The organism is Modestobacter sp. Leaf380 (assembly GCF_001424485.1).
Classification (GTDB): Bacteria; Actinomycetota; Actinomycetes; order Mycobacteriales; family Geodermatophilaceae; genus Klenkia.
The window spans coordinates 221579-246105 of sequence record NZ_LMQC01000020.1 but is presented as its reverse complement, the minus strand read 5'-3'; the positions used below and the strand labels follow the sequence as shown (position 1 = coordinate 246105).

Sequence of the window (24527 nt, the reverse complement as noted above, 5' to 3'; positions counted from 1 at the left end):
GGACGCTATTCTGGACCGTAATCTCGGGCGCAAGCCGTCCGAGCCAAAAGCTGCCCCCGGGATCGCGATCGAGACTGGTTAATCCGTCACCGCGGCCAGCCGACATGACACGCGCATGCAGCCAGCTTACGAAAGCCGCGGACGCGCCGTCTGCTGTCTGCTTAGTGGTGCCGGTCATGTAGTCGACTCCAGCCGAGTGTCGATGGATGAAAATATCTCTCGAAATCGAGGAGACGCAAGTATCGTGTTTTGCACCTGGCGTATCCGCTCGCGAGTGACACCGAATTCTTCGCCGATCTCGTCGAGAGTCCACGGGCGACCATCGTAAAACCCGTACCGGCGCATTAGTATCTGCGCACCGTGGGCGGTAGTCCCGTGCTTGTACGCCTTCAGGTAAGCGTCGAGAGCGCGGAATGCCTCGGTGAGATCTTGAGCCCGCAGGTCTGACAGGACCTGGTCTTCCACGCTGTCGACCGTCGCGCCGATCCATTCGCCGATCGTTGCGTCTGTCCCACTCACCGGGGCATCCAGACTCACCGGCAAGCGACTGTAGTCGACGACCGCCTGCACTTTAGCCGGCGTCATATCGAGCTCTTCCGCGAGCTCGGTCGTTGTGGGCGCGCGCCCCAGCCTGGTCTGCAGAGTTGTAGTCGTTACAGCGACCTTCCTTACGACGTCCAACACATGCACCGGGATGCGGATCAATCGACCAGTATTCGCGAGGCCACGCGCGATGCTCTGCCGAATCCACCAAGTGGCGTAGGTCGAGAACTTGAAGCCCATGGTGTAGTCGTACTTGTCGGCGGCGCGCAGCAAGCCGAAGAACCCCTCTTGGATAACATCCGCCAGGTCAAGTCCCTGGTTCTGGTGGCGCTTGGCGATGGACACGACGAGACGAATGTTGGCTAGAACCAAGTGCTCATAGGCCTTACGGCCATCCTCGGCCTGCATGCTGAGAGCAGAGTCATAGCCAAACTCGTCTAGCGCCTCTGCCGCGCGAACGCCAGCTTCTATGCGCCGACCGAGCGCAACCTCTTGCTCCGCGGTCAGTAGGGCGACGCGGGCTGCTGAGCGCAGAAACTGGCCGAGACTGTCGGGAAGGCCGGTCGCGATGTCATCAAGGTCATCGACGGCGTCGTCCGCTTGCTCCAGCTGGATGCCAGCCGCCGCGAGCTCGGTGAACACCTCGGCGGCCGCCGCGGGGTCCAAGTCGTGACGCGCGATCAGCCGATGAACATCGTCCGGGTGGAGCCCTCCCTGACGCTCGAGGTCTGCCAACACGTCGGCCACGCAGGCGGCCGCACGGTCCGAGGACATAGCTCGCACACTAGGGCCCGAATCTGACAAATCGTTGTCTCGCAACTACACGGCGTGCCTCTGAGGGGGGTACGCGGGTCAGTAGTCTGGAGAAGGCGACATGCTTCGGCCAAGAACGGCCAGGCTGGCGGCTTCACACCAGTCAGAGCGGAGGGACCGTGGTTGGGCCTGCTGCATCCTCGCCCCAGGCCCGCCGGCGGATGCAAGCCAACCGCCGACGAGACACCCGGCCGGAACTCGCGCTGCGACGGGAGCTGCACGCTCGAGGGTGGCGGTATCGAGTCGATCACCCGCCGGTGACGGGCCTGCGTCGGCGAGCCGACGTGGTCTTCACGCGGCGCAAGGTCGCTGTCTACGTGGACGGCTGCTACTGGCACTCCTGTCCAGCACACGGCACTACTGCCAAAGCCAACGCCGAGTTCTGGGCCAGCAAGCTGACGGCCAATCAGAGGCGCGACCGCGACACAGACCGGCGCCTGGCCGAGGCCGGGTGGCAGGTCATCCGGGTGTGGGAGCACGAGTCGCCGACGGAGGCAGCAGACCGGATCGAGCTGATGCTGCGCGACAGCGGCTGACCCGCGTTCGACCACGACAGGAGGCTGACCTTGGTTTATCGATCGAGCGACGAACCAATCAGTCCCAGGTACTCGAGATTATCGGTGCTTCCGTCTAACGTCGGGGCGTGCTCCACTCGCAGGCCGACCATCCGCTGAGGCAGGACGAGCGGCCGAACTTCGAGCAAGGCGCCGAGCCGTTTCGACTGGTCGACCTGTTCGCGGGCTGCGGCGGCTTGACGTTGGGCGTCGCCCAGGCGCTCGCCGACCGACGCCGCAGCCTGGAGGTGGCCCTAGCCGTCGACTTCGAGTCTGCGGCCACAGAGGTTTACAAGGTCAACTTTCCATCGGCTCGTGTGGAAACGGCATCAGTCGAGGACTACTTCGACGGCGAGCTCGGGGCGGAACCGACACTCATGGAGGCGGCGACCGCGACGGCCTGTGGCTTGGTCGATGCTCTGATCGGCGGACCGCCCTGCCAGGGCCACAGCAACCTCAACAACTGGACCCGCCGCGACGACCCGAAGAACGCTCTCTACGCACGGATGGCCAGGGCAGCCGAGATACTGCGCCCGTCGTTCGTGATGATCGAGAACGTGCCGGCCGTCCAGCACGACCACGGCGACGTCGTGGGCGTCACGCAGCGCCACCTTGAGGGGGTTGGCTACAGGGTCGCTACGGCAACGGTCAGCCTCAACACGCTGGGGGTAGCCCAGACTCGCCGTCGGCACGTGCTGCTGGCAACGCTGCCGGGCCAAGCGGACCCCGAGGAACTACTGCCCGCCCTGGCTCGTCGAACCGCCGACCCGGCCATCCATCTCCACTGGGCGATCGGCGATCTCGAGGTCGTGGCAGAGCCGATCGGTTACGACGTGCCACCTCGAGCCAGCGCAACGAACACGGCCCGCATGAAATACCTGCTCGAACACGAGCTGTACGACCTGCCCAACGCTCAGCGACCGAAGTGCCACCAGGACGCGCACAGCTACAAGTCCATGTACGGACGCCTTCGGTGGACACGCCCGGCACAGACCATCACCAGCGGCTTCAGCAGCATCGGGCAGGGGCGCTACATGCACCCGAGCCAACCGAGGGCGCTGACCGCTCACGAGGCCGCACGGATCCAGGGCTTCCCCGACTACTTCGACTTCTCTGCCGTGACCAAGCGAGGCGACCTGGCGACGATGATCGGGAACGCGGTCCCCCCGCCGCTGTCCCGTGAGATCACCCTCGGCCTGGTCCCGCCGGCCGTCGTTGCGGACGTCGCCGAGCCGCAGGAAGTCCGTGCTCAGTCGAGTGACCGACTGCCGACGTTTCTGGACCTCGTAGCCAGCTAGCGGACGCCGCCCGAGATCAGGCGTGGACGTGATGGGCGAGCGTCTCGAACGCCCGTAGACGGAGCTCCCCCAGCGTGCAGTTGCCGATGACCTCTTCGGCATAGTCACAACACCGGTCACCAAGGCTGTCCTCTGCCCAGACAACCCAGCCCTGGTCCGAGTCGAGGTCCAGCGCCAGCAGCACGTTTGCTCCATCCGCCGGGAGCTGGACACCGAAGTAGCCTCCGGCCAGAGACACGACCTTGCCGCCCGTGGCCGTTGCTGCCGCGTCTACCTCGGACAGGTACTTGTCGTACTCCACGCCACGCAACTCCTCGCTCATCTTCTTGCAGTCGGCCGGGAAGGTTAGGCAGCTTCTCACTGCATCTGACCCGCTAGGAACGTGCCCACCTGTCAGTTGCGCGATGAGCAAGAGCGCTGGCCGGGCCGTGCAGGCCCACTACGCGGGCTCAGTCCCCAGCACCCGGTAGACCGTCGCACGTGACACGCCCAGCGTCTGAGCGATCGTAGGAATGACCACTCCCGCCGCGCGCATCTGTCGGGCTACGGCGACCTGCTCCGGCGACAGCGCTCGCGGCCGGCCGGTGTTCCTGCCGCGAACTCGAGCCGCTTCGCGAGCCGCCGCCGCCGCACGCTCGTTGATCAGACTCCGCTCGTACTCGGCTAGGGCGCCGAAGATTGCGGCAACCATCCGTCCGACGGAGGTCGAGAAGTCGACGTTTTCGCGAAGCGACCGGATCACGATGCCCCGCGCCTGAAGGTCGTCAATTGTTTTGATGATTGACGGCAGGGAGCGCCCCAGGCGGTCGAGGGCCACGACAGTCACCGTGTCCCCTTCGCGCGCGTAGTCGAGAAGTGAGCGGAGGCCCGGTCGGTCATCGATGGCACCACTCATCTCGTCCTGGTAGAACCTTTCGACCCCCACCTTCTCGAGAGCGTCGAACTGCTGGTCGAGCGTCTGCTGCGTCGTGCTTACGCGTACGTATCCAAGGTGAGTCATGCCACTAGGAATCACAACTTGCCGGCAGTTGCAATTGAGCGACAACCCGTCGTGAGACAGATTTTGATACGCGTGTCGCGTATCGAAACTTCGCCACGTGCCGTGTGGTCAGGGTGTCTCAAAAGCAAGCTAGTGGACACCATGCCGCGGCCCGGGAATCACGCTAGCGTGTTGTCGTGGACACCCTCCGGCCCGATCTCGATCCAAGCCGACCGCAGCCTTTGCCCTGGACCGAATACACAGCCTGGCTGATGCCGGCGTGGCGAGCTCTACTCGACTCAGACCCGGAGGAAGCGCAGGTGCAGGAGTTCCTGGAGGCCCACCCATCCCTGCTCCCAGGTGGCACCGGGGACATCGGGCCCGGTGGCCACCACGGATCCACATGGGGTGCAGTCATCACTCAGCCGAGCCTGGAGGGAGTCGAGCGGGACCGCCGACCCGACTTCATGTGGGTGACCAGGTCAACGAGCTTGATCACGCCGATCTGCATCGAGATCGAGAAGCCCGGCAAACGCTGGTTCACGCAGAACGGCCGTCCCACCGCACATCTGACCCAAGCTCTCGATCAACTGACCGATTGGAAAGTCTGGTTCTCGGAGCCGGAGAACGAGCTGCTTTTCCGACGCACTTACCTGATCGGCGACGAGTGGAGACACAGGCAACTTCTACCTCAGTGCGTTCTGATCTTTGGTCGTCGGCATGAATTCGAGAACCCCGACGCACGCGCCAACGCGGGCCGACTGCGGCGCAAGCGTGACTTCATGCTTCGATCGAACGAGTCGTTCATGACGTTCGACTCGCTCTCGCCGAACGAACGACACTGCGACGCGCTTACGCTCAAGGTGGACTCGAACGGCCCCAAGCTGTGGAGGCTGCCGCCCTCCTTCACGCTCGGTCCGGTTGCCGGCAAGGCGGCTGCCGCTCTCGGCGACCCGCTTGATGCGGTCAAGAAGACCGAGCTGTGGAGCGAAGCCCGGAGGAAGTACGTGCGCGATCGCTGGAACTACTGGGCGAAGGCGTTCTACGCGCCCCGGGAGGTCCGCACCTACGATCCGAGCCGCGGCGAGTAGATGCGTCGGCTGGTTCACGTCTGGTGCGGTGCAGCAGCGCCCCCAGCCCGAGCAGTTTGACCGGTAGTGCGCTGAGCCGACCGGAGCGCCGGGCGACCCGGGTGCCCAGTTGCCCCCCTGCTGCGTGGCCCGCAGTGGCCGGAGCAGGCTGAAGCGGGCTGCGTTGCACCTTCCGGGCGGGTCCAACCTTTCGTCATTGGAACCCATGCCCGGGAGAGTCAGTGCGTGATCTTGTACCGGAGCATCGCCGCCACGTTGTCGAAGGCGTCCGACCACGTCAGGTCCGGGTTGCGCTGGCGGATCTTCGCTGCGCAGCGGGCGACGGCCTCGACGCTGGTCGAGTACGCCCAAGTCCCCCGCCGGACCCGCGAGCATCCGGTCCCGCTGTTCTGCAGGCTGGCCGGGTAAAGCTTGTTGCGCGGGAGCGGATCCCCGAGGGCCCAGCGCGGGCTTGGACCTCACCGAACCTGCGACGCTTCGAGCTGAACGACCATGCTGGCGAAATCCCGGAGGCTGAGGACCACGCAGGCTTGCTCGACGTCGTGCGCCCGCCGGTGAACCACCGCCGCGACCCGGGGCATGTCGCCACCGACCGCTGCCTGCTCGGCAATGGACAACATCGTGGCCGGCGGCGTCTCGGTGAGACGGGCACGTGCGATCAACGACCAACCGGGCACCCCCACTAGGTCGCCGTGGTCCTCGGGGGTCACTGGTCCTGGCTGCGGAACTATGGTCCTCCGCGCCGGCCGCACGTCCGGGAGACCTGCGTCCCGCAGGAACAACGCGACGTCCTTCTGGAACTCGCGAGACCTGAAGCGGTGTGGTCGGTCGGCAGCGACCGTCACCGGGATGCCTGGCCGGGCTCGGTGAACAGCGTGCTGCTCGTCGTCGGGGCCGCGCCGTAGAAGTCCTGTACCCACTGCCGGCGGGCGGCGCGCTCGGCCGGGTCGTCGATCTGGTGTGCCGCCTTGACGTCCCGGTCGCGGGCGTCCTCCCACTCGAAGCTGCCGGGCTGGAGACGGGATGCGTCCTCGGGCCAGGGGCCACGGCGGACCAGCTCCTGCCCGCCGCTGGAGTGGGTGTCGTTACCGGAGAGCAGCCAGGTGCGGAGCCAGCTCTGCCCGTTGCGGTCGTCGTTGGCCCGCAGCAGCTCCTCGGTGACGTCGACCTCGGTGCCGTACCCGCACGCACGGGTATCGCCGAACACTGACCCGGAGGCCAGGTGCAGCATCACGGGGCCGAGGAAGTGCACCCGGACCGGCAGGTCCAGTTGCCCGGTCGTGGGCTCGGGCTGAGTGGTCTCGGTGCTGGTCACTGGGTGATCTCCGATCGGGTGGATGGTGCGGTGATGAGCTGCTGCTGCCGGTCGCGCATGTTGTCCCGGAACAGCTGCGCCAGCTCGGACAGGTTGTCGTCGTGGTGGGCGTCGATCAGCTCGGCGACGCGCTCGGTAAGAACCGGGTCGACCTTGAGCAGCGCAGCCGCCACCGCTTGGAGCGCGGCCGTCATGACGGCCAGGTCCTCAACAGCCTCGGTGTCGTCGAACCCGAGCCGGCCGGACAGCTCGGCCAGCGCCTCGCGCTCGGTGCGCATGGCCGCGAGCTTGACCCGGGCGTCTGGGCTCTGGCGGAGGTCCGCCGCGTCGTCGGCGATATCGAGCAGCCGACGGGCGAACGTCGACAGGTGCACGTCCGGCACGGACGCCTTGAGCTGAGGCCGGACGTGAAGGCGCCAGTGCCGGCTGCACGCGGCGACGGACAGGCCCATCTCGCTGGCTACCGCTCGAAACGGCTCCCCTGCGAGTACCCGCTGCTCTAGCTTCTCCCGCTGCGGGTGCCTGCACCAGCCACACGGACGAGGCACCGGAGGTCAGCCCCGGCCCAGCGAGGGCATGGACGTCGAGCCGCTGGCGCCGAGGCCCAGCTCGTCAGCGAGGTGGGTGTAGCGGGTGATCAGCTGCGCAGTACCCGGCTGCCTCGGTGTGGTCCCGGTGTCGGCAGAGCGGGTCAGGCCCATCCCCTCAGCCTCGGCGCTGAGCCGGGCCACGTGGTGGTCCACGAGGTGGTCGGGCATCCCGACGCGGCGGGCAACGCCGTCACCGTCGGGGTCGATCCGGAACCGGAGGCCCGGCGTGCGGGTGTTGTCCACGATTGCTGCCTTTCCGTTGGGTCGAAGGTCGACCGAGACGACGGCGGGGCCGCCCGGTCGACCGTTGGAGGTGTCGAGGTAGGAGGGCGAGACGGTGGCCGAGACGTCGTAGCGGGTCAGGTCGACGCCGCGGTCACGGATGTCGACCGTGGCGACCAGCTCGGAGCCCCGGACGTCGAGCGCGGTGACGACGCCGACGCATCGGCTGGGGTCCTCGTTCCGCTCACCCGCCTCGCCGGGGAGGTAAACCGCCAGCAGCCGGCCAAGCAGGGTCCGGAAGCTGGTGGCCAGCAAGTGGAGGACAGCGGGAGTAGCTGGACCGAACCTCGGGTGCGCCAGGTCGGTGACGTCGAAGAGGGCGACCCGGTAACGAGTGCCGTGCTCCGTCTGCCCGGCCGGCAGCCAGGAGCAGGACCGGGGCGGTGTACCGAACACGTAGTCCATCGCAGTCGTCCCTCCCTTCGTGGTCAGGCCTCGGCGGGAGTCCTTGGGAGGCGATCTGGTCCGGGCCTCCCGCCGAGGCGGCTTGCCGGGCCCCGCGTCCATGCCGAACGGCCCGGGGGCCGAAGGAGTCGGTGGCGGCGGCGCAGGACTGGACCCGAGATGTCCCTGGACTGAGCCCGGCACCTGACTCATCGGTCGCGGGGCGCCCGGAACCCTCGTTCAGCGATGCGCGCGGTGGAGGGCACGGGGACGGGTCCGCCGGAACTCGGCCCAGGCCTTCGCCGCCGCTTCGCAGTCGCGGTCGTCCAGGACGCTGTCCTTGGTCGTGGGCTCGTACACCTTGGCCACGTCGGCTCCCTTGTGATCAGGACCGGCCCGGGTTGGCCCGTAGGGGTTGGGCGCGAACGGCCGGGCCGGTCCTGAGTCCTGGTCGGTCACCGCTGCGCGGGGCCGACGTGCCCTCTACGCCGGGGCGGCGCTCACGTCCCGCTCACTTCGGTAGTTCTTGGGATGACCAGGAAACGGACAGGCCCCCTACCCAGCGCGTGAACCCTAGGTGGAGTGCCCAGCCGCCTCGATGATCAAATGACCGAGGTGTCCGGAGTGCAGCATCCCTAGGTCTGCACGGCCCGCGGTTTCCCGCAGCGACACCATCGGCAGCAGCCCGCCCGGAACCCTCGTTCTGCTCGCCGCTGCCCTACCGTGCCGGCCATGCGCAGGATCACGGGGGCGGTTGCCGGCTTGGTGCTCCTAGCAGGGTGCACATCGCAGGTATCCGGAACGGCACGACCAGCCGTTGTCGCGGCCGACGCCAGTGCGGACTGGGCAGCGACCGGCGTCCAGTTCGAGGTCGGCGACCCTCCTGAGTTCCCACGCGACCTCGACGGTTGGGCGCTGCAGAACACCTGGTCCGTCTTGCCCCGCGCCTTCGAGGGACAGGACTGGACTCTGGTTCCGGGAGCCGACTACGACACGTTCCCGTCGACGATGAACGGCTGCGACACGCAACGCTTCCTGGTGCGATGGCGGGTGCTCGCCGACGACGTGGAGGTCGAGGCTGGGCTGCTAGACGCCATTGGCGACGGCGGGTCCTCGCTCTCCGGCAGCAACGGGTACATGAGTTTCGACGGCTGCCTAACGCCGGCGTTTCGACTGCCCGAGACGAACAGCGAGTACAGCACGCTGACCGACGTGACCACCGAGGTGCAGCAGTACTACCCCGCACCCTGAGCTGGCCGGCGGTGGGTGCCCATCGCCCCCTGCTGCGCAGCCCGCAGTGGCCGGAGAAGGCCGAGGTGGGCTGCGCTGCACCTTCCGGACGGGTCCCACCTTCCGTCATTGGCCACCCAGCTCCCGAAACAGCTCAGCCTCCTCGGCCAGCCTGCCGTCGGGATCGAGGAGATCGACAAGGTCGTCGTGATCGGCCGGCGGGAGCAGCGCCCACATTCCAGCGGGCAGCCTCTCCCCCACGTCGTGCCACTCGCCCGGCGGGAGCAGCTCGACGGCCTGACTGCCGGGCACGAACCGAGGCTCGCCGAGCCGGTTCTCCTCTACCTCGGCGATCACCCGGCCAACAACCTTGACGGTCGTCGGGGGGCGATCCCAGGCGGCGGGGTCGGGGTGGTCAGCTCCCGGCGGCCAGGGCTCGACCTCCTCGTTCTTGAGGGTGGCCCCAGCGCGATAGGCCTCTGCGTCCTTGCACGGGCACACGTCCCGAACAGCAAGAGGGCACATGCAGTCGGCCCACTCCGAGAAGGATCGCGATGGCTCCTCGGCGGGAGGGTCGGTCGGCTCTGCCGCGGCGCGATCGAGCCAGCAGAGGTTGCCTGGCTCGAAGTCCCTCGACCAGTCGATCCGCCCCAGGTAGTACCGCTTGACCTTTGCGCTGCCCCAGCGGTTCCAGACCCCCTCCCAGGAGGGCCGGGGCATGTTGTCCCGCACCCAGTTGCAGAAGGAAAGCGGGTCGCGGCGCCACAGGTCGCACACCTTTGCGCCCGGCTCGTACTGGCCGTTCCGGGGATTGCACCGCTTGGTGATCTCGCGGTGGTCCTCGTAGTAGTCGTCGAAGCTGCGGCCGTCGATCGTGAAGTTTCTCCGAGCCGTCTCGGCGGCCGTGCACGACCGGAACCCGCGGCAGCCGGTCTGCTCCGCGCCGGTCCGCTTGTCGGCGGTCCACGTCGGCACTACGCCGTCCGTCGGGCACCCGTAAGGGCGCTGACAGTGGTCGGTGGGCTCCTTCCTCGTCGTCATGCCGCACCGCCGGGGCCCGACTGGACATGATCGGGAAGGCCGACGTGCCCTGCCCCCCGCTGATCGGCCCGCGTGGTCCTGGCGAGGCTGTCGAGGGCCGCGTTGGGCACCCTGGCAACCAGACACAGGTGGAGCTCCGGCGGGCGGCCCCGCACCGACCTCCCGGGCGTGACGTCACACCGGACGACCGGTGCCTTGCCTCCCACCATCGACGTCGTGTCCTTCACCCAGCTGTTGAGAAGTCGAAGGGTCACCGCCAGGTTGGCGTCGTGCGACGCACGAGTCTGGCCGGGCTTGGTGAACGTCGCCGTCATCCAGCCGGGCATTACTCCGATCAGCAGTTCGTACCGCAGCTCGACACCGGGGACGTGGAGCCTGCGGACGACCTCGATGGTGGCCGTACCGGACTTTTCGAACTCCCGGCGAAGGACCTTGATCTGGCGCTCGGCCAGCTCCTCGGCGTCCTCCAGGTAGACCCTCACCGCGAGAACCGCCGCGACGGCAGGGCCTCGACCCGGCACGACGCCAAGAAGGCGTTGAGGTCGATCGGGTCGAACCGCAGCCGGCGGCCGACGCGGTAGAAGTTGATCTCGCGGTGCTGGACGAGGCGGCGGACGAAGTTGATGTCGCGGCCTAGGTGGGCGGCGGCCTGCTCGGTGTCGAGCAGTTCGCGGCGCAAGGGTGCCGAAGGCATGGTGGTCCCGTCTGACGAAGCCATCGCCGGAGACGGAACGGGCATTGCAAGGCTTTCGAGCAGGCAAGCTGATCCCGAACTGCATCAGCCACCGGGTCGTTCACCCAACAGAGGTCCAGCGGGAACGGCCCGGCGCTTACCGCTCCCGAGGTCGACGGTGCCTGCGGCCGGTGGCCCTGTCAACCGGCCGACGGGGGTGCCACTCACGTGCCACAACAAGTGCATTCTCCTGCTGCCTGATGCAGGCCGGTGATGGAGCTGGACCGGCCCTCTGACCTGGCCGAACAGGTCTCAGCGCAGGTCAGGCCGGGCGACCCGAAGAGCACCCGGCCCAGCCTTCCAAGCTGGCCATGCCGGTTCGATCCCGGTCACCCGCTCCACTCCCCCGACAGCCCCGGCCACCGGCCGGGGCTGTCGTCGTCTCAGGCCGGTGCGGCCCAGGTGGAGGGCTCGGGCAGCGGGTCGCCCTCGCGCAGTTCGGCGGGCAGCCCGAACAGCGCGAAGAGCCGGGTGTCCAGGAACGAGGTGATCCGGCTGATCCGGCCCTCGTGCACCTCCAGGGCCTGGAAGGCGAAGGGCCGCTTCACCCCGGGGACGTCGCCGGGCTTGTACTGGGCGAAGGCCGTGGACCCGTTGAGCGAGACGGGGACCAGCGTGGAGCCCTCGCAGGCCGAGCCCGGGCCGACCATCCAGGCCACGATGTCCTGCGCCGAGCGCAGCCACATGGTGAACGGCGGCATGTCCTGCACGGCGTCGGCGTGCAGCAGCGCCACGAAGGCGTCCATGTCGTAGCGGGTGAAGGCGTCGACGTAGCCGGCCAGCAGCTGGGTCTGGTCGGCGTCGACCTCACCGGGGCGGGCCTTGCCGGCCTCGGTCTGCGCGGCGACGGTGGCCCGGGCCCGCTGCAGGGCGGAGTTGACCGCAGGCACGCTGGTGTCCAGCAACCGGGCGACCTCCTCGGCCTTCCAGCGCAGCACCTCCCGCAGCACCAGGACCGCCCGCTGGCGCGGCGGCAGCACCTGCAGGGCGGCCACGAAGGCCAGCCGCACGGAGTCCCGGGTGACCGCGACGTCGGCCGGGTCGCTGCCGACCGCGACCACCTGCCGGGTCAGTGCCGGCTCGACCCAGGAGCCCTCGGGCAGGCTGCCGGCCAGCGAGGCCTCCACCGGCGCCGACGGCTCGTCGGACAGGTCGACCGGCAGCGCGCGGCGCTTGCGGCCGTCGAGGGCGTCCAGGCAGACGTTGGTCGCGATCCGGTAGAGCCAGGACCTCAGTGCCCCGGGGCCCTGCAGCTTGTCCAGCGACCGCCAGGCCCGGACCATCGTGTCCTGCACGGCGTCCTCGGCGTCGAAGGAGGAGCCGAGCATCCGGTAGCAGTAGCCGGTGAGCTCGGCGCGGTGCGTCGCCATCCGCGCCTCGAGGTCCGCACGGTCGACCACCCCGTCGTCGGGCGGGCTGAGCAGGTCGGTCACGGTGTCCTCGCAGTCGCTGGCGGGCCTACTGGTAGGTGACGAGCTCCGGCGTCGGCAGCACCTGCGCGACGGTCTCCTCGGGGGTGAGCATCGGCAGGTCCTCGTCGTAGAAGTTCTTCCAGCCCCAGTACAGCGGAGCGGGGGCCCCTTCGTGAAGGGTGTTCCAGGTGTCCTGCTTGGCACCCTGGCCGCCCTGGCCGTCGACGTGGACCATGATCGCGAGCTCGTCGCGGGAGGTGTCCAGCCGTTCGCGCTCGGTGATCATCCGCAGCTGGAACTGGTGCAGCACCAGCAGCTTCTGCGGCAGCGCGTTCGCCCGGGTGAGGTCGGCCAACCAGGTCACGACCTGGTTGACCTCGTCGATGCCGACCTGGCCGATCTGGGTCAGGTGCACCTGGTCCGGGCGCAGCCGCCACTCCGGGTCCAGGGCCAGGCCGACGTAGGGCAGCTCGAGCAGGGACTGGTAGAGCTGGGCCTGGGTGAGGAAGTCCGTGCGGCCGGGCTGCAGGTCCAGCACCACGTAGAGCCCCGCGGCGCCCGCGGCCTCCACGTAGGGCCGCAGCGACTCGACGTCGGCCTCGGTGGAGTAGTTGCCGTCCGGCCCGGCCGAGGCCGACGCGACGGTGGCGATGACCTCGAACATCGGGACGACGGTCTTGTCGGGCACCAGCGCCGCGTAGGGCGCGGCCGTCTGCTCGGCCCGGGTGATCGACTCGGCCAGCGGCTGCTCCCCCAGGACGCCGAGCGCGCCGCCGTCGGGGTAGCCGTAGAGGGCCACGAAGAAGTGTTCGGGGAACAGCAGCTGCCCGCCACCGGGCAGCTGGGTGCCGCTCGCGGCGGTCGCGGTCTTCCAGTCCAGGCCGGGCACACCGGCGAAGTCCGCGCCCAGCGCGACGACGGCCGCCGGTCGCGCCGCCGCCAGCGCATCGACGACGTCGGCCGACGCCCGGGGGTCGGTCTGCCCGCCGGTCAGCTCGACCTGCGCCCCGGCCGCCCGCGCGGTGGCCACACCGGCCAGCGACTCCGAGCTGCCGCTCGCCAGCACCACGACGTCGCTGAGCGGCGCGGCCCGCTCGACCGCGGGCAGCTCGCCCCCGGAGGCCTCGGGCCCCTCGTCGCCGGAGCCGTCGGCCTGCAACAGCGCGGTGCCCTCGTCCTGGAGGGCGGCGACCGCCGCGACCGCGCCGTCGGCGTCGACCGTCTCGGCGTCCCCGAGCTGCAGGCCGGTCGCGTCCTCGACGCCCTCCCCGGTCGGCGGGACGGTCACGACCTCGCGGTCGCCCGCGTCCAGGCCGGCGTCGCCGACGACGAGGACGTCGGTGGCACCGAGCCGGTCCAGCTCACCGACGGCGGGGTCCCCGGCGTCCCCGGTGCTCAGCAGCAGCGGCACGCCCAGCCCGACCGCGGCCGAGGCGCCGGCCAGCTGGGCGGCCTCGTCGTCCACCCCGGCCACGACGGCGACCGGGGAGCTGGTGAACAGCGCCCGGCTGGTCGAGACCGCGGAGGCGGCCGGGTCGGTGTCGGCGACCAGCGTGCTGGTCGCCGAGGGGGTGGCGGTGACCGGTGAGACGGCGGTCGCGTCGTCCTCACCTCCCCCGCCGGCGGAGCCGGTGCAGCCGGCCAGCAGCAGCACCCCCGCGATCGCGGCGGACGGGACGGAGGCGGAGCGCATGGACCTTCTCTCGACGGGGCGGACCGGTCACGAGGGCCGGCGGACCGACCATAACCGGGCAGTCCCTTCGCCGAGGTCACGGTCTCGACACGTCGCTCCGCACCCCGGCCAGGACCCGGGAAACCGTTCGCGGCCCCCGCGGCCAGCCGGTAGACAGGCAGGCGTGACCGACCCGAGCGCACTGCGACCCGCCACCCCCGAGGACTGGCCGCGCTTCAGCCGCGCCATGTCGGTGGTGTTCGCCGAGGAGGCCACCGGGCCCTACGTCGACGAGGTCCCGCCCACCGCGGAGCTGGACCGCTCGCTGGCGCTGATCGGCGAGGACGGCCGGGTGCACGCCACCTCCGGCGTCTACAGCACGGAGCTGACGGTGCCCGGGGGCGCCGCCGTCCCGACCGCCGGGGTCACCTGGGTGACCGTCTCGCCCACGCACCGCCGCCAGGGCGTGCTGACCGCGGTGATGCGCCGCCAGCTGGACGAGGTGCACGCCGCCGGCCGCGAGCCGCTGGCCGCACTGTGGGCGGCCGAGTCCGGCATCTACGGCCGGTTCGGCTACGCCCCGGCGACCCGCCGCGGCGGGTGGACGACCGACCCCACCCGGCTGCGGTGGCGCCCCGACGCCCCGGCGTCCGCGGGCACGGTCTCCCTGGTCGACGAGGCGGGGTACCGGGCCGGCGCGGTCGGCCTGTACGAGCGGTTGCGCCGCGAGGTGCCCGGCACCCTGGCCCGCGACGGGCGCTGGTGGGACCGCCGGCTGCGCGACGACAAGGAGCAGCGGGAGGGCGCCACGCCCCGCCAGCTCGTGCTGCACACCGAGTCCGACGGCACCGTGACCGGGTTCGCCGCCTACCGGGTCAAGGGCACCTGGACCGACGGCGGCGAGCCCTCGGGGACGCTGACCGTGCAGGAGGTCCGGGCTTCCACCCCGGCGGCGTACGCGGCGCTGTGGCGCCTGCTGCTCTCGGTGGACCTGGTCCGCACCGTGTCCTACCCACTGGCCCCCGCCGACGAGGCGCTGCGCCACCTGGTGGCCAACCCGCGGCTGCTGGAGGAGCACCCGGCCGACGCGCTGTGGGTGCGGCTCGTGGACGTCGACCGTGCGCTGGCGGCGCGCCGGTACCCGGCCCCGATCGACCTGGTGATCGAGGTCCGGGACCCCTTCTGCCCGTGGAACGAGGGCCGCTGGCGGCTGTCGGGCCACCCGGCCGGTGGGTACTGCGGGCGCACCGACCGGGACCCGGACCTGGTGCTGGGCACCGAGGAGCTGGCCGCGGCCTACCTGGGCGGCACGTCCCTGGCCGCCCTGCAGGCCGCCGGGCGGGTCACCGAGGTCAGCCCGGGGGCGGTGACACTGGCCTCGACGTCGTTCTCCTGGCCGGTCGCGCCGTGGTGCGCCGACGAGTTCTGAGGCCGGTGGCTCAGACGCGGTAGGACCAGCTCGTCCGCACGTCGCGGCCGGGGAGGTCGGCCCGCCCGGTCGCCCACCGCAGCAGCGACCAGGGGTCCTCGTCCCCGGCGACGTCGGGGAACAACCGGTCCAGCACCAGCCCGACGGCCGACTCCGGTGGCGCCCAGGGCAGGCCGAGGGCGTCGGCGACGTCGTCGGTGTGCAGCAGCAGCTCCGCGCAGCCCAGGGCGGCGAACCCGGTGGCGTCGGGCGGGCCGTCGGAGTGCGCGCCCACCTCGCCGGGCGGGGAGAGGGCGACGGTGCGGGCCAGCACCTCACCCCAGGCGCGCAGCCCGGTGAGCCGCTCACCCAGGTCGGCGTCGGGACGGGGGTCGACGGTGTGCGCGTCGGCACCGGCGGGACCCGCCACCAGGTCGTGGGCGTACCAGGACAGGCAACCGGCGACGTGGGCGACGACACCGGACACGTCGGTGCCCACGGCGGGCACCCGCACGGTCCCGTCGGGCACGGCGGCCAGCAGGTCGAGAGCGGCGGCCAGGGCCGCCCGCAGCTCAGCCTCCGGCGGGGTGGTGGCGCTCCTGCTCGTAGGCACTGACCAGTCCGATCCGGCGGACGTGCCGCTCGTCGTCGCTGAACGGGGTGGCGAGGAAGAGCAGCACCAGCTCGGTGGCCTCCTCGACGGTGTGCTGGCGGCCGCCGACGGCGACCACGTTGGCGTCGTTGTGCTGGCGGGCGAGCTCGGCGGTGGAGCGGTTCCAGACCAGCGCGGCCCGGACGCCGGGGACCTTGTTGGCCGCGATCTGCTCACCGTTGCCGGACCCGCCGATGACGATGCCCAGGCTGCCGGGCTCCACGACCACCCGCTCCCCCACCTCGATGCAGAACGGCGGGTAGTCGTCCTGGGGGTCGTAGTCGAAGGCGCCGCAGTCGACCGGCTCGTACCCGGCGTCGGCGACGGCCTGCAGGAGGTGTGCCTTCAGCTCGAGGCCGGCGTGGTCGGTGCCCAGGAAGACGCGCATGTCCCGATCCTCTCAGGACAGGCGCGCGGCCACCGGCAGGGGCAGCACCCGGAGCAGCCCGGCGACCGCGCGCCACGGCCACTCCGGCACGTAGGCACGCACCGGCTCCCGCTCGATCGCGTCGGTGAGCGCGTCGACGCCGGTGTCCAGGTCGACGGTGAACGGCCCGCGCCGGCCGGTGTTGATGTCGGTCTCGATGAAGCCCGGGTGCACGGTGGTCACCCGGATGCGGCGGGTCGCGCGGTCGCTGAGCAGGTCGGCACGGATCCCCTCGGCGAGGACGGCGTCGGCGGCCTTGGAGGTGGCGTACGCGGTCCGCGTGCCGCCCATGCCGCGGACCCCGGCGACCGAGCTGACCACCACCAGGTGGCCGTGGCCCTGAGCACGGAAGAGCGCGACGGCGGCCTCGCAGCAGGAGTGCGTGCCCAGCACGTTCGTCGTCAGCACCGCACGGTTGGGCCGGGCTCCCCCGGTGCCGACCGGGACGCCCTTGCCCAGGCCCGCGTTGGCGATGAACCGGTCCAGGCCGCCGAGCTCACCGGCCAGCCGCGGCACGACCTCGGCGACCGCGTCGGGGTCGTCCACGTCGAGGGCGGCGGTCACGACGGTGACCCCGGGGTGGGCGGCGGTCAGCTCCTCGCGCAGGGCCTCGAGCCGGTCGGTGCGGCGGGCGACCAGGGCGAGGTCGCGGCCCAGCGCTGCGAACCGGCGGGCCATCCCCTCGCCGAGCCCGGAGCTCGCGCCGGTGATGAGGATGCGCTGGCGGGTGGGGTGCGGCACCCGGTCAGGATGCCGCACCCGCACCCCCGCAGGGCTCAGCCTCGCGAGATCTCCAGCGCGGACGCCGGGACGGTGGAGAAGTCCGGCTCCTCGGTGCGGGTGCGCTTGAGCTCCCAGAAGCCGGGCAGGTTGGCCAGCAGCACGGCCCCGTCGAAGGCCTTGCCGGCGTCCTCACCGGTGGGCACGCGGCTGATGACCGGGCCGAAGAAGGCGACGCCGTCGACGTGCACGACGGGGGTGCCGACCTCCTCGCCGACCGGGTCCATCCCCTCGTGGTGGCTGGCGCGCAGCGCCTCGTCGTACTCGGTGGAGCCGGCCGCGTCGGCCAGCGAGGCCGGCAGGCCGACCCGCTCCAGAGCGGGGGCGATGACGTCGGGCAGCTCGGCGCCCTCCTGGTGCCGCAGGGTGCCCATCGCGGTGTACAGGTCGCCGACCACCTCGGCACCGTGCTGCTGGGCGGCCGCGATCAGCACCCGGACCGGGCCCCACGCCTGGGCCATCATCTCCTGGTACTGCTCCGGCAGGTCCCGGCCCTCGTTGAGCACGGCCAGGCTCATCACGTGCCAGCTGACGTCGAGGTCGCGGACCTTCGAGGCCTCGATGACCCAGCGGCTGGTCAGCCAGGCCCAGGGGCACAGCGGGTCCACCCAGACGTCGACCTTGGCCCTGGCGGGTGCGCTCTGCGTGGTCTCGGACATGCGGACTCCTCGAGTCGGTGGGGGGGTGGGGCGGGAGGTCTGCCGCGTCAAGGACGCGGGGTGCCCGGGTTGTTCCCGGCCCGGTGCCCGGCCACACGCCCGCACTGCGCAGGCACACGCCCGCACAGCACACCCGGCGCCCCCCGTCAACGCCCCCCGCGGCGGCCCTCGTGGGAGGCTGCCCCGGTGGCTGTTCCCAACCTGACCCGCGACGCCGCTGCGGCGCGCGCCCAGCTCCTGACCGTGCACGCGTACGACCTGCAGCTCGACGTCACCGACGGCGCCGGTCACCCCGGCGAGGAGACGTTCCGGTCGACGACGACGGTCCGCTTCGACGCGGCCACCCCGGGCGAGGGGACCTCCATCGACCTGGTGGCCGAGCGCGTGCGGGCCGCGACCCTCAACGGCACCGCGCTCGACGTCTCGGGCTACACCGAGGAGGGCGGCCTGGCGCTGCCCGGCCTGGCTGCCAGCAACGAGCTCGTCGTCGACGCCGACTGCCGCTACTCCCGGACCGGCGAGGGCCTGCACCGCTTCGTGGACCCCGAGGACGGGGCCGTCTACCTGTACACGCACTTCGAGCCCGCCGAGGCCAAGCGCGTGTTCGCCTGCTTCGACCAGCCCGACCTCAAGGGCGAGTTCACCGTGCACGTGACCGCGCCCTTCGACTGGCAGGTCGTGTCCAACACCGGCGGGCGGACCATCGAGGCCGGCGAGGCCGGCTCCCAGCTCGTGCACTTCGAGCCGACCAAGCGGATCTCCACCTACCTGGTCGCGCTGATCGCCGGCCCGTACGCCAAGGTCACCGACTCCCACGAGGGGCTGCCGCTGGGCATCTACTGCCGGGCCTCGCTGGCGCAGTACCTGGACCCGGACGAGATCTTCACCGTCACCAAGCAGGGCTTCGACTTCTACCACCGGGTCTTCGACTACCCGTACCCCTTCGACAAGTACGACCAGCTCTTCGTGCCCGAGTTCAACGCCGGGGCGATGGAGAACGCCGGGGCGGTGACGTTCCTGGAGGACTACGTCTTCCGGTCGCGCACCAGCCGGGCCCGCTACGAGCGTCGCGCCGAGACGATCCTGCACGAGCTGGCGCACATGTGGTTCGGCGACCTGGTGACCATGCGCTGGTGGGACGACCTGTGGCTCAACGAGTCCTTCGCCACCTACATCTCGACGCTGTGCCAGGCCGAGGCCACCGAGTACACGACCGCCTGGACGACGTTCGCCAACACCGAGAAGTCCTGGGCCTACGCCCAGGACCAGCTGCCCTCGACGCACCCGATCGCCGCGGACATGGTCGACGTCGCCGCGGTCGAGGTGAACTTCGACGGCATCACCTACGCCAAGGGCGCCTCGGTGCTCAAGCAGCTGGTCGCCTACGTCGGCCAGGACGCGTTCCTGGCCGGGGTGCGCCGCTACTTCCGCACCCACGAGTACGGCAACACCACGCTGGCCGACCTCCTCGGCCCGCTGTCGGAGGCCACCGGCCGGGACCTGTCGGCCTGGGCGCAGCAGTGGCTGCAGACCAGCCAGGTCAACACGCTGCGTCCGGTCTCCGAGACCGACGCCGACGGCCGGTACCGCTCCTTCGCCATCGAGCAGACCGCCGTCGCCGAGCACCCGGTGCTGCGTGACCACCGGCTGGCCGTGGGGCTGTACACCGCGGGTCCCGACGGGATGACCCGCACACACCGGGTGGAGCTCGACGTCACCGGCGCGCGCACCGAGGTGCCCCAGCTGGCCGGCCACCCGGCGGCGGACCTCGTGCTGGTCAACGACGACGACCTGACCTACGCCAAGCTGCGCCTGGACGAGCGGTCGCTGGCGACGCTGCGCACCAGCATCGGCGACCTGCCCGACCCGCTGGCCCGGGCCCTGTGCTGGTCGGCGGCCTGGGACATGACCCGCGACGGCGAGCTCGCCGCCCGCGACTGGGTGGCCCTGGTGCTGGCCGGCGTGGACGCCGAGACCGAGATCAGCGTGGTGCAGTCGCTGCTGGCCCGGGTGCAGGCCGCGCTGGGCAACTACGCCGACCCGGCGTGGGCCGAGACCGGCTGGACGGCGCTGGCGGACAAGGCACTGGCCTCCCTGCGCAGCGCCGAGCCCGGCTCGGACGCCCAGCTGCAGTGGTCCCGCACGCTGGCCGGCACCGCCCGCAGCGAGGAGCAGCTGGCCGTGCTGCGGGGCCTGCTGGACGGGTCCGTCGAGGTGCCCGGCCTCACCGTGGACGCCGAGGCGCGCTGGTCGTTCCTGCAGGGTCTGGTCGCCGTCGGCGCGGCCGGGGACGCCGAGACCGACGCCGAGGCCGCCCGGGACGCCACCGCCACCGGTGCCCGGCGCACCGCGACCGCCCGGGCACTGCGTCCGACGGCTGCGTCCAAGGCCGACACCTGGCAGCGGGCCTTCCAGGACGAGTCCATCGCGAACTCGACCCACGAGGCGATGGTGGCCGGGTTCTGGCACCCGGCCCAGCGCGAGCTGACCGCGCCCTACGTGGAGCGCTACTTCGCCGACATCGCCCCGCTGTGGGACCGGCGTCCGGGCGAGATCGCCAAGAACGCCGTGGAGTACCTCTTCCCCAAGCAGGTCTCCCCGGCCACCGTCGAGGCGGCCGACGCCTGGTTGGCGCAGCAGGACCACCCGGCGCCGCTGCGCCGGCTGGTCAGCGAGGGGCGTGACGGCGTGGCCCGCTCGCTGCGCGCCCAGCAGCGCGACGCCGAGGCCGGCCGCAACCAGGCCTGAGTCGGCGACCCGACGCCCTCCCCGACGACCGGGGAGGGCGAGCGGGGAGGGCTGGTGGCTCTCACGCCGCCGGGTCCGGCACCCGGAAGCCGCGGACGACCAGCCACACCGCCAGGGACAGCTCCCACGCCGCGATCGGCAGGGCGGCCAGTCCGGCGAGGGCGGTGCCCTGCTCGTACACCCCGGTCGCGATCGCGACGTCGGAGGCCAGCAGCAGGGGTGCGCCGGCCAGGCCGACCAGCGGGATCGCCCGCGGCACCAGGCCCGACCGCAGCAGCAGCGAGCCCAGGGCCAGTGCGCAGAGGACCGGCATCAGGCTCTGTCCCAGCAGGAACGTGCCCTCGTAGACGGCCAGCAGGGCGCCCCCGACGACGGCCGTCGAGCCCGGGTCCGCGGTGGCCTGCTGCGGCAGACCGACCAGGGCCAGCACGCTGATGACGCCGACCAGCACCAAGGCGCCCTCGACCACGCGGGCCGCGAGGTAGCCCAGTGCCGCCCGCTCGCCGTGCCGGCGCACGACGGGGAACAGCACGACCGCGGTGGCCACGCAGGACAGCGCCAGCCCGACCTCCAGCAGCGCACCGACCACCACACCCGTGCGGTCGGCGGCGTCGAGGACCTGCCCCGGCCGCTCCCGCAGGGGTGCGTAGAGGGCGAGCGTCGGTACCGAGGTGAGGAAGGTGACCAGGTAGAGCAGACCGGCGGTCCGCGCGGTGGTCCGCGACGGCGCGACGACGGGTGCGGGTGCGAGGGCGGTGGTGTTCACGGGTGCTCCTCCGACTGTGGGTGTACGACGTACACCTGGTGGCCGGGAGGCTAGGTGTACGTTGTCCACCAGGTCAAGGGGTGTCGCCACCCCACCCTTCCCGCCCAGGAGGTCACCGGTGCCCGGACGTGCGGACCCCGCTGCCCCCGCCGCCCCGCGGGCACGACTGAACCGCGGCCGGGTGCTCGTCGCCGCGGTCGCCCTGGCCGACGAGACCGGCCTGGCCGGGCTGAGCATGCGCCGGCTGGCCCAGGAGCTCGGCGTCGTCCCGATGGCGCTGTACAAGCACGTGGCAGACAAGGAGGCGCTGCTCGACGGCATGGTCGACCTCGTCATCGAGGGCTTCGACCCGCCGGAGGAGGCGCTGCCGGGCATCGACGCCGTCCGGCACCGGGTGCTCGCGGCCCGGCGAGCGGTCCGGCGTCACCCGTGGGCGCGGCAGGCGATCGAGTCACGCACCCGGCGGACGCCGACCGTGCTCGGTCACATGGACGCCGTCGCGGGGACCCTCCGGGCGGCCGGGTTCTCGGTCGACCTGACCCACCACGTGATGCACGCGCTGGGCAACCGCATCTGGGGGTTCAGCCCCGAGCTCTTCGACGCCCCGCCGGAGGACGGGCCGGCCCCGACACCGCAGGCCCAGCAGGCGATGGCGGCCGATTTCGCAGAGCGCTTCCCGCACGTGCTGGAGATCGCGCTGGAGGCGACCCGGGGGGACCTGTCCGGCGTGGGGCAGGGGTGCGACGAGGACTTCGAGTTCGCCTTCGCCCTGGACCTGCTCCTGGACGGGGCCCAACGCCTGCAGCGCAGCGGCTGGACCTCGCCCCGTCGGTGACCGGGGTGCCCCGGCCTAGTGCCTGGCGCGGTGGGCCGCGGGGTGCCCGGCCTGGTCGGAGAGCTGACGCAGGCCGTTGACGATGCCGCCGACCAGGTCGCCGGAGCCGAACGAGCTGGTCATCGACAGCACCGCGAGGGCGCAGGCGCGGTCGGGCAGACGGCGGGCCGCCGCGGAGCCGGTCACGACCTCGAGGACGCGCTGGTCGGGCGACACGGCGATCAGGACCGAGTGGGTGGTGTCCTCGCCGGAGCGGGCGTGCAGGTCCTCGGCGCCCGCGCGGGTGTCGGCGGGCAGCTCGCCGATGTAGAGGGTGAAGCGCAGCCCGGTCTCCCGGGAGGACATGGTCAGCGCCTCGTCGAGCCGGGCCAGCTCGGCGGGGGTGAACGGGGCGGGAGCGGTGCCGCCCTCGCCCTCCTGGCCGTCGACGATCGGCTCTCGGGTGCCGGCGAGCTCGGTGGCCATCAGCGGGTGCTGCCTCTCTGCGGGGTCGGTCGGGACGTGCTCACGCGGGGGCTCACCAGGTGCCGCGGGCGCCGCCGGAGGCGGTGCGCGTCACGGCGGGCGTGCTCGGGGCGTGCGGGGCCTGGCCGATCGCCAGCGCGGAGGCCCGGGCGCCGGTGGGGATGGCCTCGTGCTCGCCGTGCTCGCCGTGCTCGCCGTGCTCGTCGTGTGCGGCACCGCCGGCGCGGTGCGGCTCGTACCAGACCGGCGCGTGGCCCCAGGGCTTGCCGGGCTTGTACCGGTCCCGGTTCTTCAGCGCGGGCAGCATCACCAGGGCGGCCACGACGAGCATGAACGCCAGCGGCGCCACCAGGAAGACGAGCAGGGTCTCGACGACGGTCACGCCCGGCAATCTACCGGGGCCCCCCGGGACCGGCTCACCAGACCGGAGGGTGTCGGTGCGCCCACGGCCGGGCCTGCTCCAACTGGGCGGCCAGCGCGATCAGGGTGACCTCGTCGGCGGGGCGGCCGACCAGCATGGTGCCGATCGGCAGGCCGTCCGCGGTCCACCACAGCGGCACGCTGACCGCCGGCTGTCCGGTGACGTTGTAGACGGCGGGGAACGCGGCGTAGGCCTTCTGCCGCTCGAAGTCCGCGGCGCCGTCCCCGTCGTGGTCGAACCAGCCCACCGGGCGCGGGGTGTCGGTGCAGATCGGTGCCAGCAGGACGTCGAAGGCGTCGGTGGCCTGCACGAACCGGCGGCTGAAGACCCGGAGGGTGAAGAGCGCGTCCATCGCCTCCCGGGCCGAGAGCGCCAGCCCGCGCTCGCGCAGGTACCGGGTCAGCGGGCGCAGCAGCGGGACCTGGGCCTCGCCCACCGGCAGGGTGGCCCCCGACAGCGACCAGACCGTCTCGAACGCGGCCAGCACCTGGTCGGTGAGCGGTGCTGCCGGCAGGTCGACGACCTCGTGGCCGAGGGACTCCAGCAGGGCGGAGGCGTCGTCGAAGGCGGCCGACACCTCGGGGGCCAGCTGCACACCGGGCATCCCGGAGTCGCGGTAGCGCCCCACCCGCAGTCGCCCGACGGGCCGGTCCGCGGCGGCCAGGAAGGTCTCCCCCGGCGGCAGCGGCGGCGCCCAGCTGGGGTCGCCGACGACGGGTCCGGCCATGGCGTCGAGCATCGCCGCGGCGTCCCGGACGGTGCGCGCCAGCGGGCCCTGCACGCCCAGACCGGTGATCTCGGCGCCCAGCGGGGCGCTGCTCACCCGCCCGCGGGTGGTCTTGATGCCGACCAGGCCGTTGATGCCGGCCGGGATGCGGATCGAGCCCCCGCCGTCCGAGCCCTGCGCGAAGGGCACCATCCCGGCGGCGACGGCGGCCGCCGCTCCCCCGCTGGACCCACCGGCCAGCCGGGTGGTGTCCCACGGGCAGCGGGCGGGGCCGGCGACGTCGTTGTCGGTGTAGCAGGGGAACCCGAACTCCGGGGTGTTGGTCTTGCCCAGGCTGATCGTGCCGGCGGCGGCCAGCGCGGTGACGACGTGGTCGTCGACGGTCGGCACGTGGTCGGCCATCGCCGCGGAGCCGAAGGTGGTGCGCACGCCGGCCGTGAGGTTCAGGTCCTTGATCCCGGTCGGGACGCCGAGTAGCGGTGGCAGCTCACCACCGGCGGCCAGCAGCCGTTCCGCCGCGGCGGCCGCGGCCCGGGCCCGGTCGGGGGTGACGGTCACCCAGGCCCCGATGCCGGCGTCCAGGGCCTGGATGCGGGCCAGGTGGTGGTCGACCAGCTCGGTGGGGCTGGCCTGCCCCGACCGGACGGCCGCGGCCTGCCCCAGCGCGGTCAGCTCGTGCAGCTGCGTCATGGCCGGGACGCT

At 71.6% G+C, this 24527-nt stretch carries 29 protein-coding genes and 1 tRNA gene; 9 read left to right on the top strand and 21 right to left on the bottom strand.

Translation table 11 applies throughout. The annotated features are described in order from the left end of the window. Positions 1–174 precede the first annotated feature (174 nt). Positions 175–1317 carry an RNA polymerase sigma factor RpoD/SigA gene (locus ASG41_RS16585; RefSeq protein ID WP_056297411.1) on the bottom strand — a complete coding sequence of 381 codons (1143 nt, stop codon included), beginning with the start codon at positions 1315–1317 and terminating at the stop codon, positions 175–177. 200 nt (positions 1318–1517) lie between these two features. On the opposite strand from ASG41_RS16585, the gene ASG41_RS16580 reads away from it, so the two are divergent. Together ASG41_RS16580 and ASG41_RS16575 are read left to right on the top strand one after the other, a co-directional pair. Continuing rightward, the gene (locus ASG41_RS16580) at positions 1518–1892 is read left to right on the top strand and encodes a very short patch repair endonuclease (RefSeq protein ID WP_056298207.1); all 375 of its coding nucleotides are present in this window, start codon (positions 1518–1520) and stop codon (positions 1890–1892) included. Between the two features lie 107 nt (positions 1893–1999). Continuing rightward, positions 2000–3208, top strand: coding sequence for a DNA cytosine methyltransferase (locus tag ASG41_RS16575; RefSeq protein WP_056297408.1), 1209 nt, complete (start codon positions 2000–2002; stop codon positions 3206–3208). 16 nt (positions 3209–3224) lie between these two features. On the opposite strand, the gene ASG41_RS16570 is transcribed toward ASG41_RS16575, so the two are convergent. Both ASG41_RS16570 and ASG41_RS16565 read right to left on the bottom strand, forming a co-directional pair. Beyond that, complete coding sequence (locus tag ASG41_RS16570; protein WP_157519469.1) at positions 3225–3509, bottom strand: hypothetical protein; 285 nt, start codon at positions 3507–3509, stop codon at positions 3225–3227. Positions 3510–3647: 138 nt separating this feature from the next. Continuing rightward, positions 3648–4208: a recombinase family protein gene (locus ASG41_RS16565; RefSeq protein WP_056298205.1), complete on the bottom strand. Its 561-nt coding sequence runs from the start codon at positions 4206–4208 to the stop codon at positions 3648–3650. A gap of 176 nt (positions 4209–4384) precedes the next feature. Between ASG41_RS16565 and ASG41_RS16560 the strand changes: the two genes are divergently transcribed. After that, the gene (locus ASG41_RS16560; RefSeq protein ID WP_157519468.1) at positions 4385–5278 is read left to right on the top strand and encodes a Shedu anti-phage system protein SduA domain-containing protein; all 894 of its coding nucleotides are present in this window, start codon (positions 4385–4387) and stop codon (positions 5276–5278) included. Positions 5279–5503: 225 nt separating this feature from the next. Then, a complete protein-coding gene (locus ASG41_RS16555) occupies positions 5504–5686 on the top strand; it encodes a hypothetical protein (protein ID WP_056297403.1) in 183 nt (60 codons plus the stop codon). A 50-nt stretch (positions 5687–5736) separates the two neighbouring features. Here ASG41_RS16555 and ASG41_RS16550 read toward each other — a convergent pair whose 3' ends face one another. The 5 genes from ASG41_RS16550 to ASG41_RS25100 all read right to left on the bottom strand — a co-directional run bounded on the left by ASG41_RS16550 (position 5737) and on the right by ASG41_RS25100 (position 8218). After that, positions 5737–5988, bottom strand: coding sequence for a hypothetical protein (locus ASG41_RS16550; RefSeq protein WP_056297402.1), 252 nt, complete (start codon positions 5986–5988; stop codon positions 5737–5739). A gap of 131 nt (positions 5989–6119) precedes the next feature. Then, positions 6120–6593 (bottom strand): hypothetical protein, encoded by a 474-nt coding sequence (locus ASG41_RS16545; protein WP_056297400.1) that lies wholly within the window; start codon positions 6591–6593, stop codon positions 6120–6122. Beyond that, the gene (locus ASG41_RS16540) at positions 6590–6976 is read right to left on the bottom strand and encodes a hypothetical protein (RefSeq protein WP_157519467.1); all 387 of its coding nucleotides are present in this window, start codon (positions 6974–6976) and stop codon (positions 6590–6592) included. The genes ASG41_RS16545 and ASG41_RS16540 overlap by 4 nt, the downstream gene beginning before the upstream one ends. Before the next feature lie 171 nt (positions 6977–7147). Next, on the bottom strand, positions 7148–7870 hold the full coding sequence (locus tag ASG41_RS16535) for a hypothetical protein (RefSeq protein WP_056297397.1): 723 nt from the start codon (positions 7868–7870) through the stop codon (positions 7148–7150). 219 nt (positions 7871–8089) lie between these two features. Beyond that, positions 8090–8218, bottom strand: a complete 129-nt coding sequence (locus ASG41_RS25100) for a hypothetical protein (RefSeq protein ID WP_255352998.1) — start codon at positions 8216–8218, stop codon at positions 8090–8092. Positions 8219–8581: 363 nt separating this feature from the next. Between ASG41_RS25100 and ASG41_RS16530 the strand changes: the two genes are divergently transcribed. Then, positions 8582–9100 carry a hypothetical protein gene (locus ASG41_RS16530; RefSeq protein ID WP_157519466.1) on the top strand — a complete coding sequence of 173 codons (519 nt, stop codon included), beginning with the start codon at positions 8582–8584 and terminating at the stop codon, positions 9098–9100. A gap of 105 nt (positions 9101–9205) precedes the next feature. On the opposite strand, the gene ASG41_RS16525 is transcribed toward ASG41_RS16530, so the two are convergent. From ASG41_RS16525 to ASG41_RS16515, 3 genes are read right to left on the bottom strand one after another with little or no spacing between them, the layout of a single operon-like run. Then, positions 9206–10120, bottom strand: a complete 915-nt coding sequence (locus ASG41_RS16525; protein ID WP_056297391.1) for a hypothetical protein — start codon at positions 10118–10120, stop codon at positions 9206–9208. Continuing rightward, positions 10117–10602 carry a hypothetical protein gene (locus ASG41_RS16520; RefSeq protein ID WP_056297387.1) on the bottom strand — a complete coding sequence of 162 codons (486 nt, stop codon included), beginning with the start codon at positions 10600–10602 and terminating at the stop codon, positions 10117–10119. Before ASG41_RS16520 ends, ASG41_RS16525 begins: the two co-directional genes overlap by 4 nt. Then, on the bottom strand, positions 10599–10814 hold the full coding sequence (locus tag ASG41_RS16515; protein ID WP_082557023.1) for a helix-turn-helix domain-containing protein: 216 nt from the start codon (positions 10812–10814) through the stop codon (positions 10599–10601). Before ASG41_RS16515 ends, ASG41_RS16520 begins: the two co-directional genes overlap by 4 nt. A gap of 305 nt (positions 10815–11119) precedes the next feature. Here ASG41_RS16515 and ASG41_RS23705 point away from each other — a divergent pair. After that, positions 11120–11194, top strand: a tRNA-Gly gene (locus ASG41_RS23705). A 42-nt stretch (positions 11195–11236) separates the two neighbouring features. On the opposite strand, the gene ASG41_RS16510 is transcribed toward ASG41_RS23705, so the two are convergent. Together ASG41_RS16510 and ASG41_RS25300 are read right to left on the bottom strand one after the other, a co-directional pair. Then, the gene (locus ASG41_RS16510; RefSeq protein WP_056297381.1) at positions 11237–12286 is read right to left on the bottom strand and encodes a sigma-70 family RNA polymerase sigma factor; all 1050 of its coding nucleotides are present in this window, start codon (positions 12284–12286) and stop codon (positions 11237–11239) included. Positions 12287–12311: 25 nt separating this feature from the next. Continuing rightward, positions 12312–13958: a hypothetical protein gene (locus ASG41_RS25300; protein WP_056297378.1), complete on the bottom strand. Its 1647-nt coding sequence runs from the start codon at positions 13956–13958 to the stop codon at positions 12312–12314. Between the two features lie 163 nt (positions 13959–14121). Here ASG41_RS25300 and ASG41_RS16500 point away from each other — a divergent pair, with 163 nt between their 5' ends. Further along, positions 14122–15366 (top strand): GNAT family N-acetyltransferase, encoded by a 1245-nt coding sequence (locus ASG41_RS16500; RefSeq protein ID WP_056297374.1) that lies wholly within the window; start codon positions 14122–14124, stop codon positions 15364–15366. Between the two features lie 10 nt (positions 15367–15376). On the opposite strand, the gene ASG41_RS16495 is transcribed toward ASG41_RS16500, so the two are convergent. Genes ASG41_RS16495 through ASG41_RS16480 form a run of 4 tightly spaced genes read right to left on the bottom strand, consistent with a single transcriptional unit; the run spans position 15377 to position 17863 of the window. Further along, positions 15377–15958 carry a hypothetical protein gene (locus ASG41_RS16495; protein WP_056297372.1) on the bottom strand — a complete coding sequence of 194 codons (582 nt, stop codon included), beginning with the start codon at positions 15956–15958 and terminating at the stop codon, positions 15377–15379. Then, a complete protein-coding gene (locus tag ASG41_RS16490) occupies positions 15918–16385 on the bottom strand; it encodes a ribose-5-phosphate isomerase (protein ID WP_056297369.1) in 468 nt (155 codons plus the stop codon). Before ASG41_RS16490 ends, ASG41_RS16495 begins: the two co-directional genes overlap by 41 nt. Before the next feature lie 12 nt (positions 16386–16397). Further along, positions 16398–17165, bottom strand: a complete 768-nt coding sequence (locus tag ASG41_RS16485; protein WP_082557022.1) for an SDR family oxidoreductase — start codon at positions 17163–17165, stop codon at positions 16398–16400. A gap of 35 nt (positions 17166–17200) precedes the next feature. After that, positions 17201–17863 carry a DsbA family protein gene (locus tag ASG41_RS16480; protein ID WP_056297366.1) on the bottom strand — a complete coding sequence of 221 codons (663 nt, stop codon included), beginning with the start codon at positions 17861–17863 and terminating at the stop codon, positions 17201–17203. Between the two features lie 186 nt (positions 17864–18049). Between ASG41_RS16480 and pepN the strand changes: the two genes are divergently transcribed. Further along, on the top strand, positions 18050–20611 hold the full coding sequence (pepN, locus tag ASG41_RS16475) for an aminopeptidase N (RefSeq protein ID WP_056297362.1): 2562 nt from the start codon (positions 18050–18052) through the stop codon (positions 20609–20611). Between the two features lie 61 nt (positions 20612–20672). On the opposite strand, the gene ASG41_RS16470 is transcribed toward pepN, so the two are convergent. Next, complete coding sequence (locus tag ASG41_RS16470; protein ID WP_056297358.1) at positions 20673–21377, bottom strand: DUF4386 domain-containing protein; 705 nt, start codon at positions 21375–21377, stop codon at positions 20673–20675. 118 nt (positions 21378–21495) lie between these two features. Here ASG41_RS16470 and ASG41_RS16465 point away from each other — a divergent pair, with 118 nt between their 5' ends. After that, positions 21496–22212 (top strand): TetR/AcrR family transcriptional regulator, encoded by a 717-nt coding sequence (locus tag ASG41_RS16465; protein WP_082557021.1) that lies wholly within the window; start codon positions 21496–21498, stop codon positions 22210–22212. A 15-nt stretch (positions 22213–22227) separates the two neighbouring features. Here the strand turns inward: ASG41_RS16465 and ASG41_RS16460 are convergent, their stop codons facing one another. The 3 genes from ASG41_RS16460 to ASG41_RS16450 are packed head-to-tail and all read right to left on the bottom strand — an operon-like array spanning position 22228 to position 24515. Then, entirely contained in the window at positions 22228–22677 is a 450-nt protein-coding gene (locus ASG41_RS16460; protein ID WP_200939017.1) for a DUF5130 family protein, read from the bottom strand. 52 nt (positions 22678–22729) lie between these two features. Further along, complete coding sequence (locus ASG41_RS16455; protein WP_056297343.1) at positions 22730–23059, bottom strand: hypothetical protein; 330 nt, start codon at positions 23057–23059, stop codon at positions 22730–22732. Between the two features lie 34 nt (positions 23060–23093). Beyond that, positions 23094–24515 carry an amidase gene (locus tag ASG41_RS16450; RefSeq protein WP_056297340.1) on the bottom strand — a complete coding sequence of 474 codons (1422 nt, stop codon included), beginning with the start codon at positions 24513–24515 and terminating at the stop codon, positions 23094–23096. Positions 24516–24527: the final 12 nt, after the last annotated feature.

Bases quoted from the DNA above. Each gene is read 5' to 3' on its own strand.
- ASG41_RS16490 (WP_056297369.1), bottom strand. From the start codon at position 16,385: ATGCGCGTCTTCCTGGGCACCGACCACGCCGGCCTCGAGCTGAAGGCA.
- ASG41_RS16525 (WP_056297391.1), bottom strand. From the start codon at position 10,120: ATGACGACGAGGAAGGAGCCCACCGACCACTGTCAGCGCCCTTACGGG.
- ASG41_RS16480 (WP_056297366.1), bottom strand. From the start codon at position 17,863: ATGTCCGAGACCACGCAGAGCGCACCCGCCAGGGCCAAGGTCGACGTC.
- ASG41_RS16515 (WP_082557023.1), bottom strand. From the start codon at position 10,814: ATGCCTTCGGCACCCTTGCGCCGCGAACTGCTCGACACCGAGCAGGCC.
- ASG41_RS16450 (WP_056297340.1), bottom strand. From the start codon at position 24,515: ATGACGCAGCTGCACGAGCTGACCGCGCTGGGGCAGGCCGCGGCCGTC.
- ASG41_RS16530 (WP_157519466.1), top strand. From the start codon at position 8,582: ATGCGCAGGATCACGGGGGCGGTTGCCGGCTTGGTGCTCCTAGCAGGG.
- ASG41_RS16565 (WP_056298205.1), bottom strand. From the start codon at position 4,208: ATGACTCACCTTGGATACGTACGCGTAAGCACGACGCAGCAGACGCTC.
- ASG41_RS16580 (WP_056298207.1), top strand. From the start codon at position 1,518: ATGCAAGCCAACCGCCGACGAGACACCCGGCCGGAACTCGCGCTGCGA.
- ASG41_RS25300 (WP_056297378.1), bottom strand. From the start codon at position 13,958: ATGCGCTCCGCCTCCGTCCCGTCCGCCGCGATCGCGGGGGTGCTGCTG.
- ASG41_RS16460 (WP_200939017.1), bottom strand. From the start codon at position 22,677: ATGGCCACCGAGCTCGCCGGCACCCGAGAGCCGATCGTCGACGGCCAG.
- ASG41_RS16535 (WP_056297397.1), bottom strand. From the start codon at position 7,870: ATGGACTACGTGTTCGGTACACCGCCCCGGTCCTGCTCCTGGCTGCCG.
- ASG41_RS16585 (WP_056297411.1), bottom strand. From the start codon at position 1,317: ATGTCCTCGGACCGTGCGGCCGCCTGCGTGGCCGACGTGTTGGCAGAC.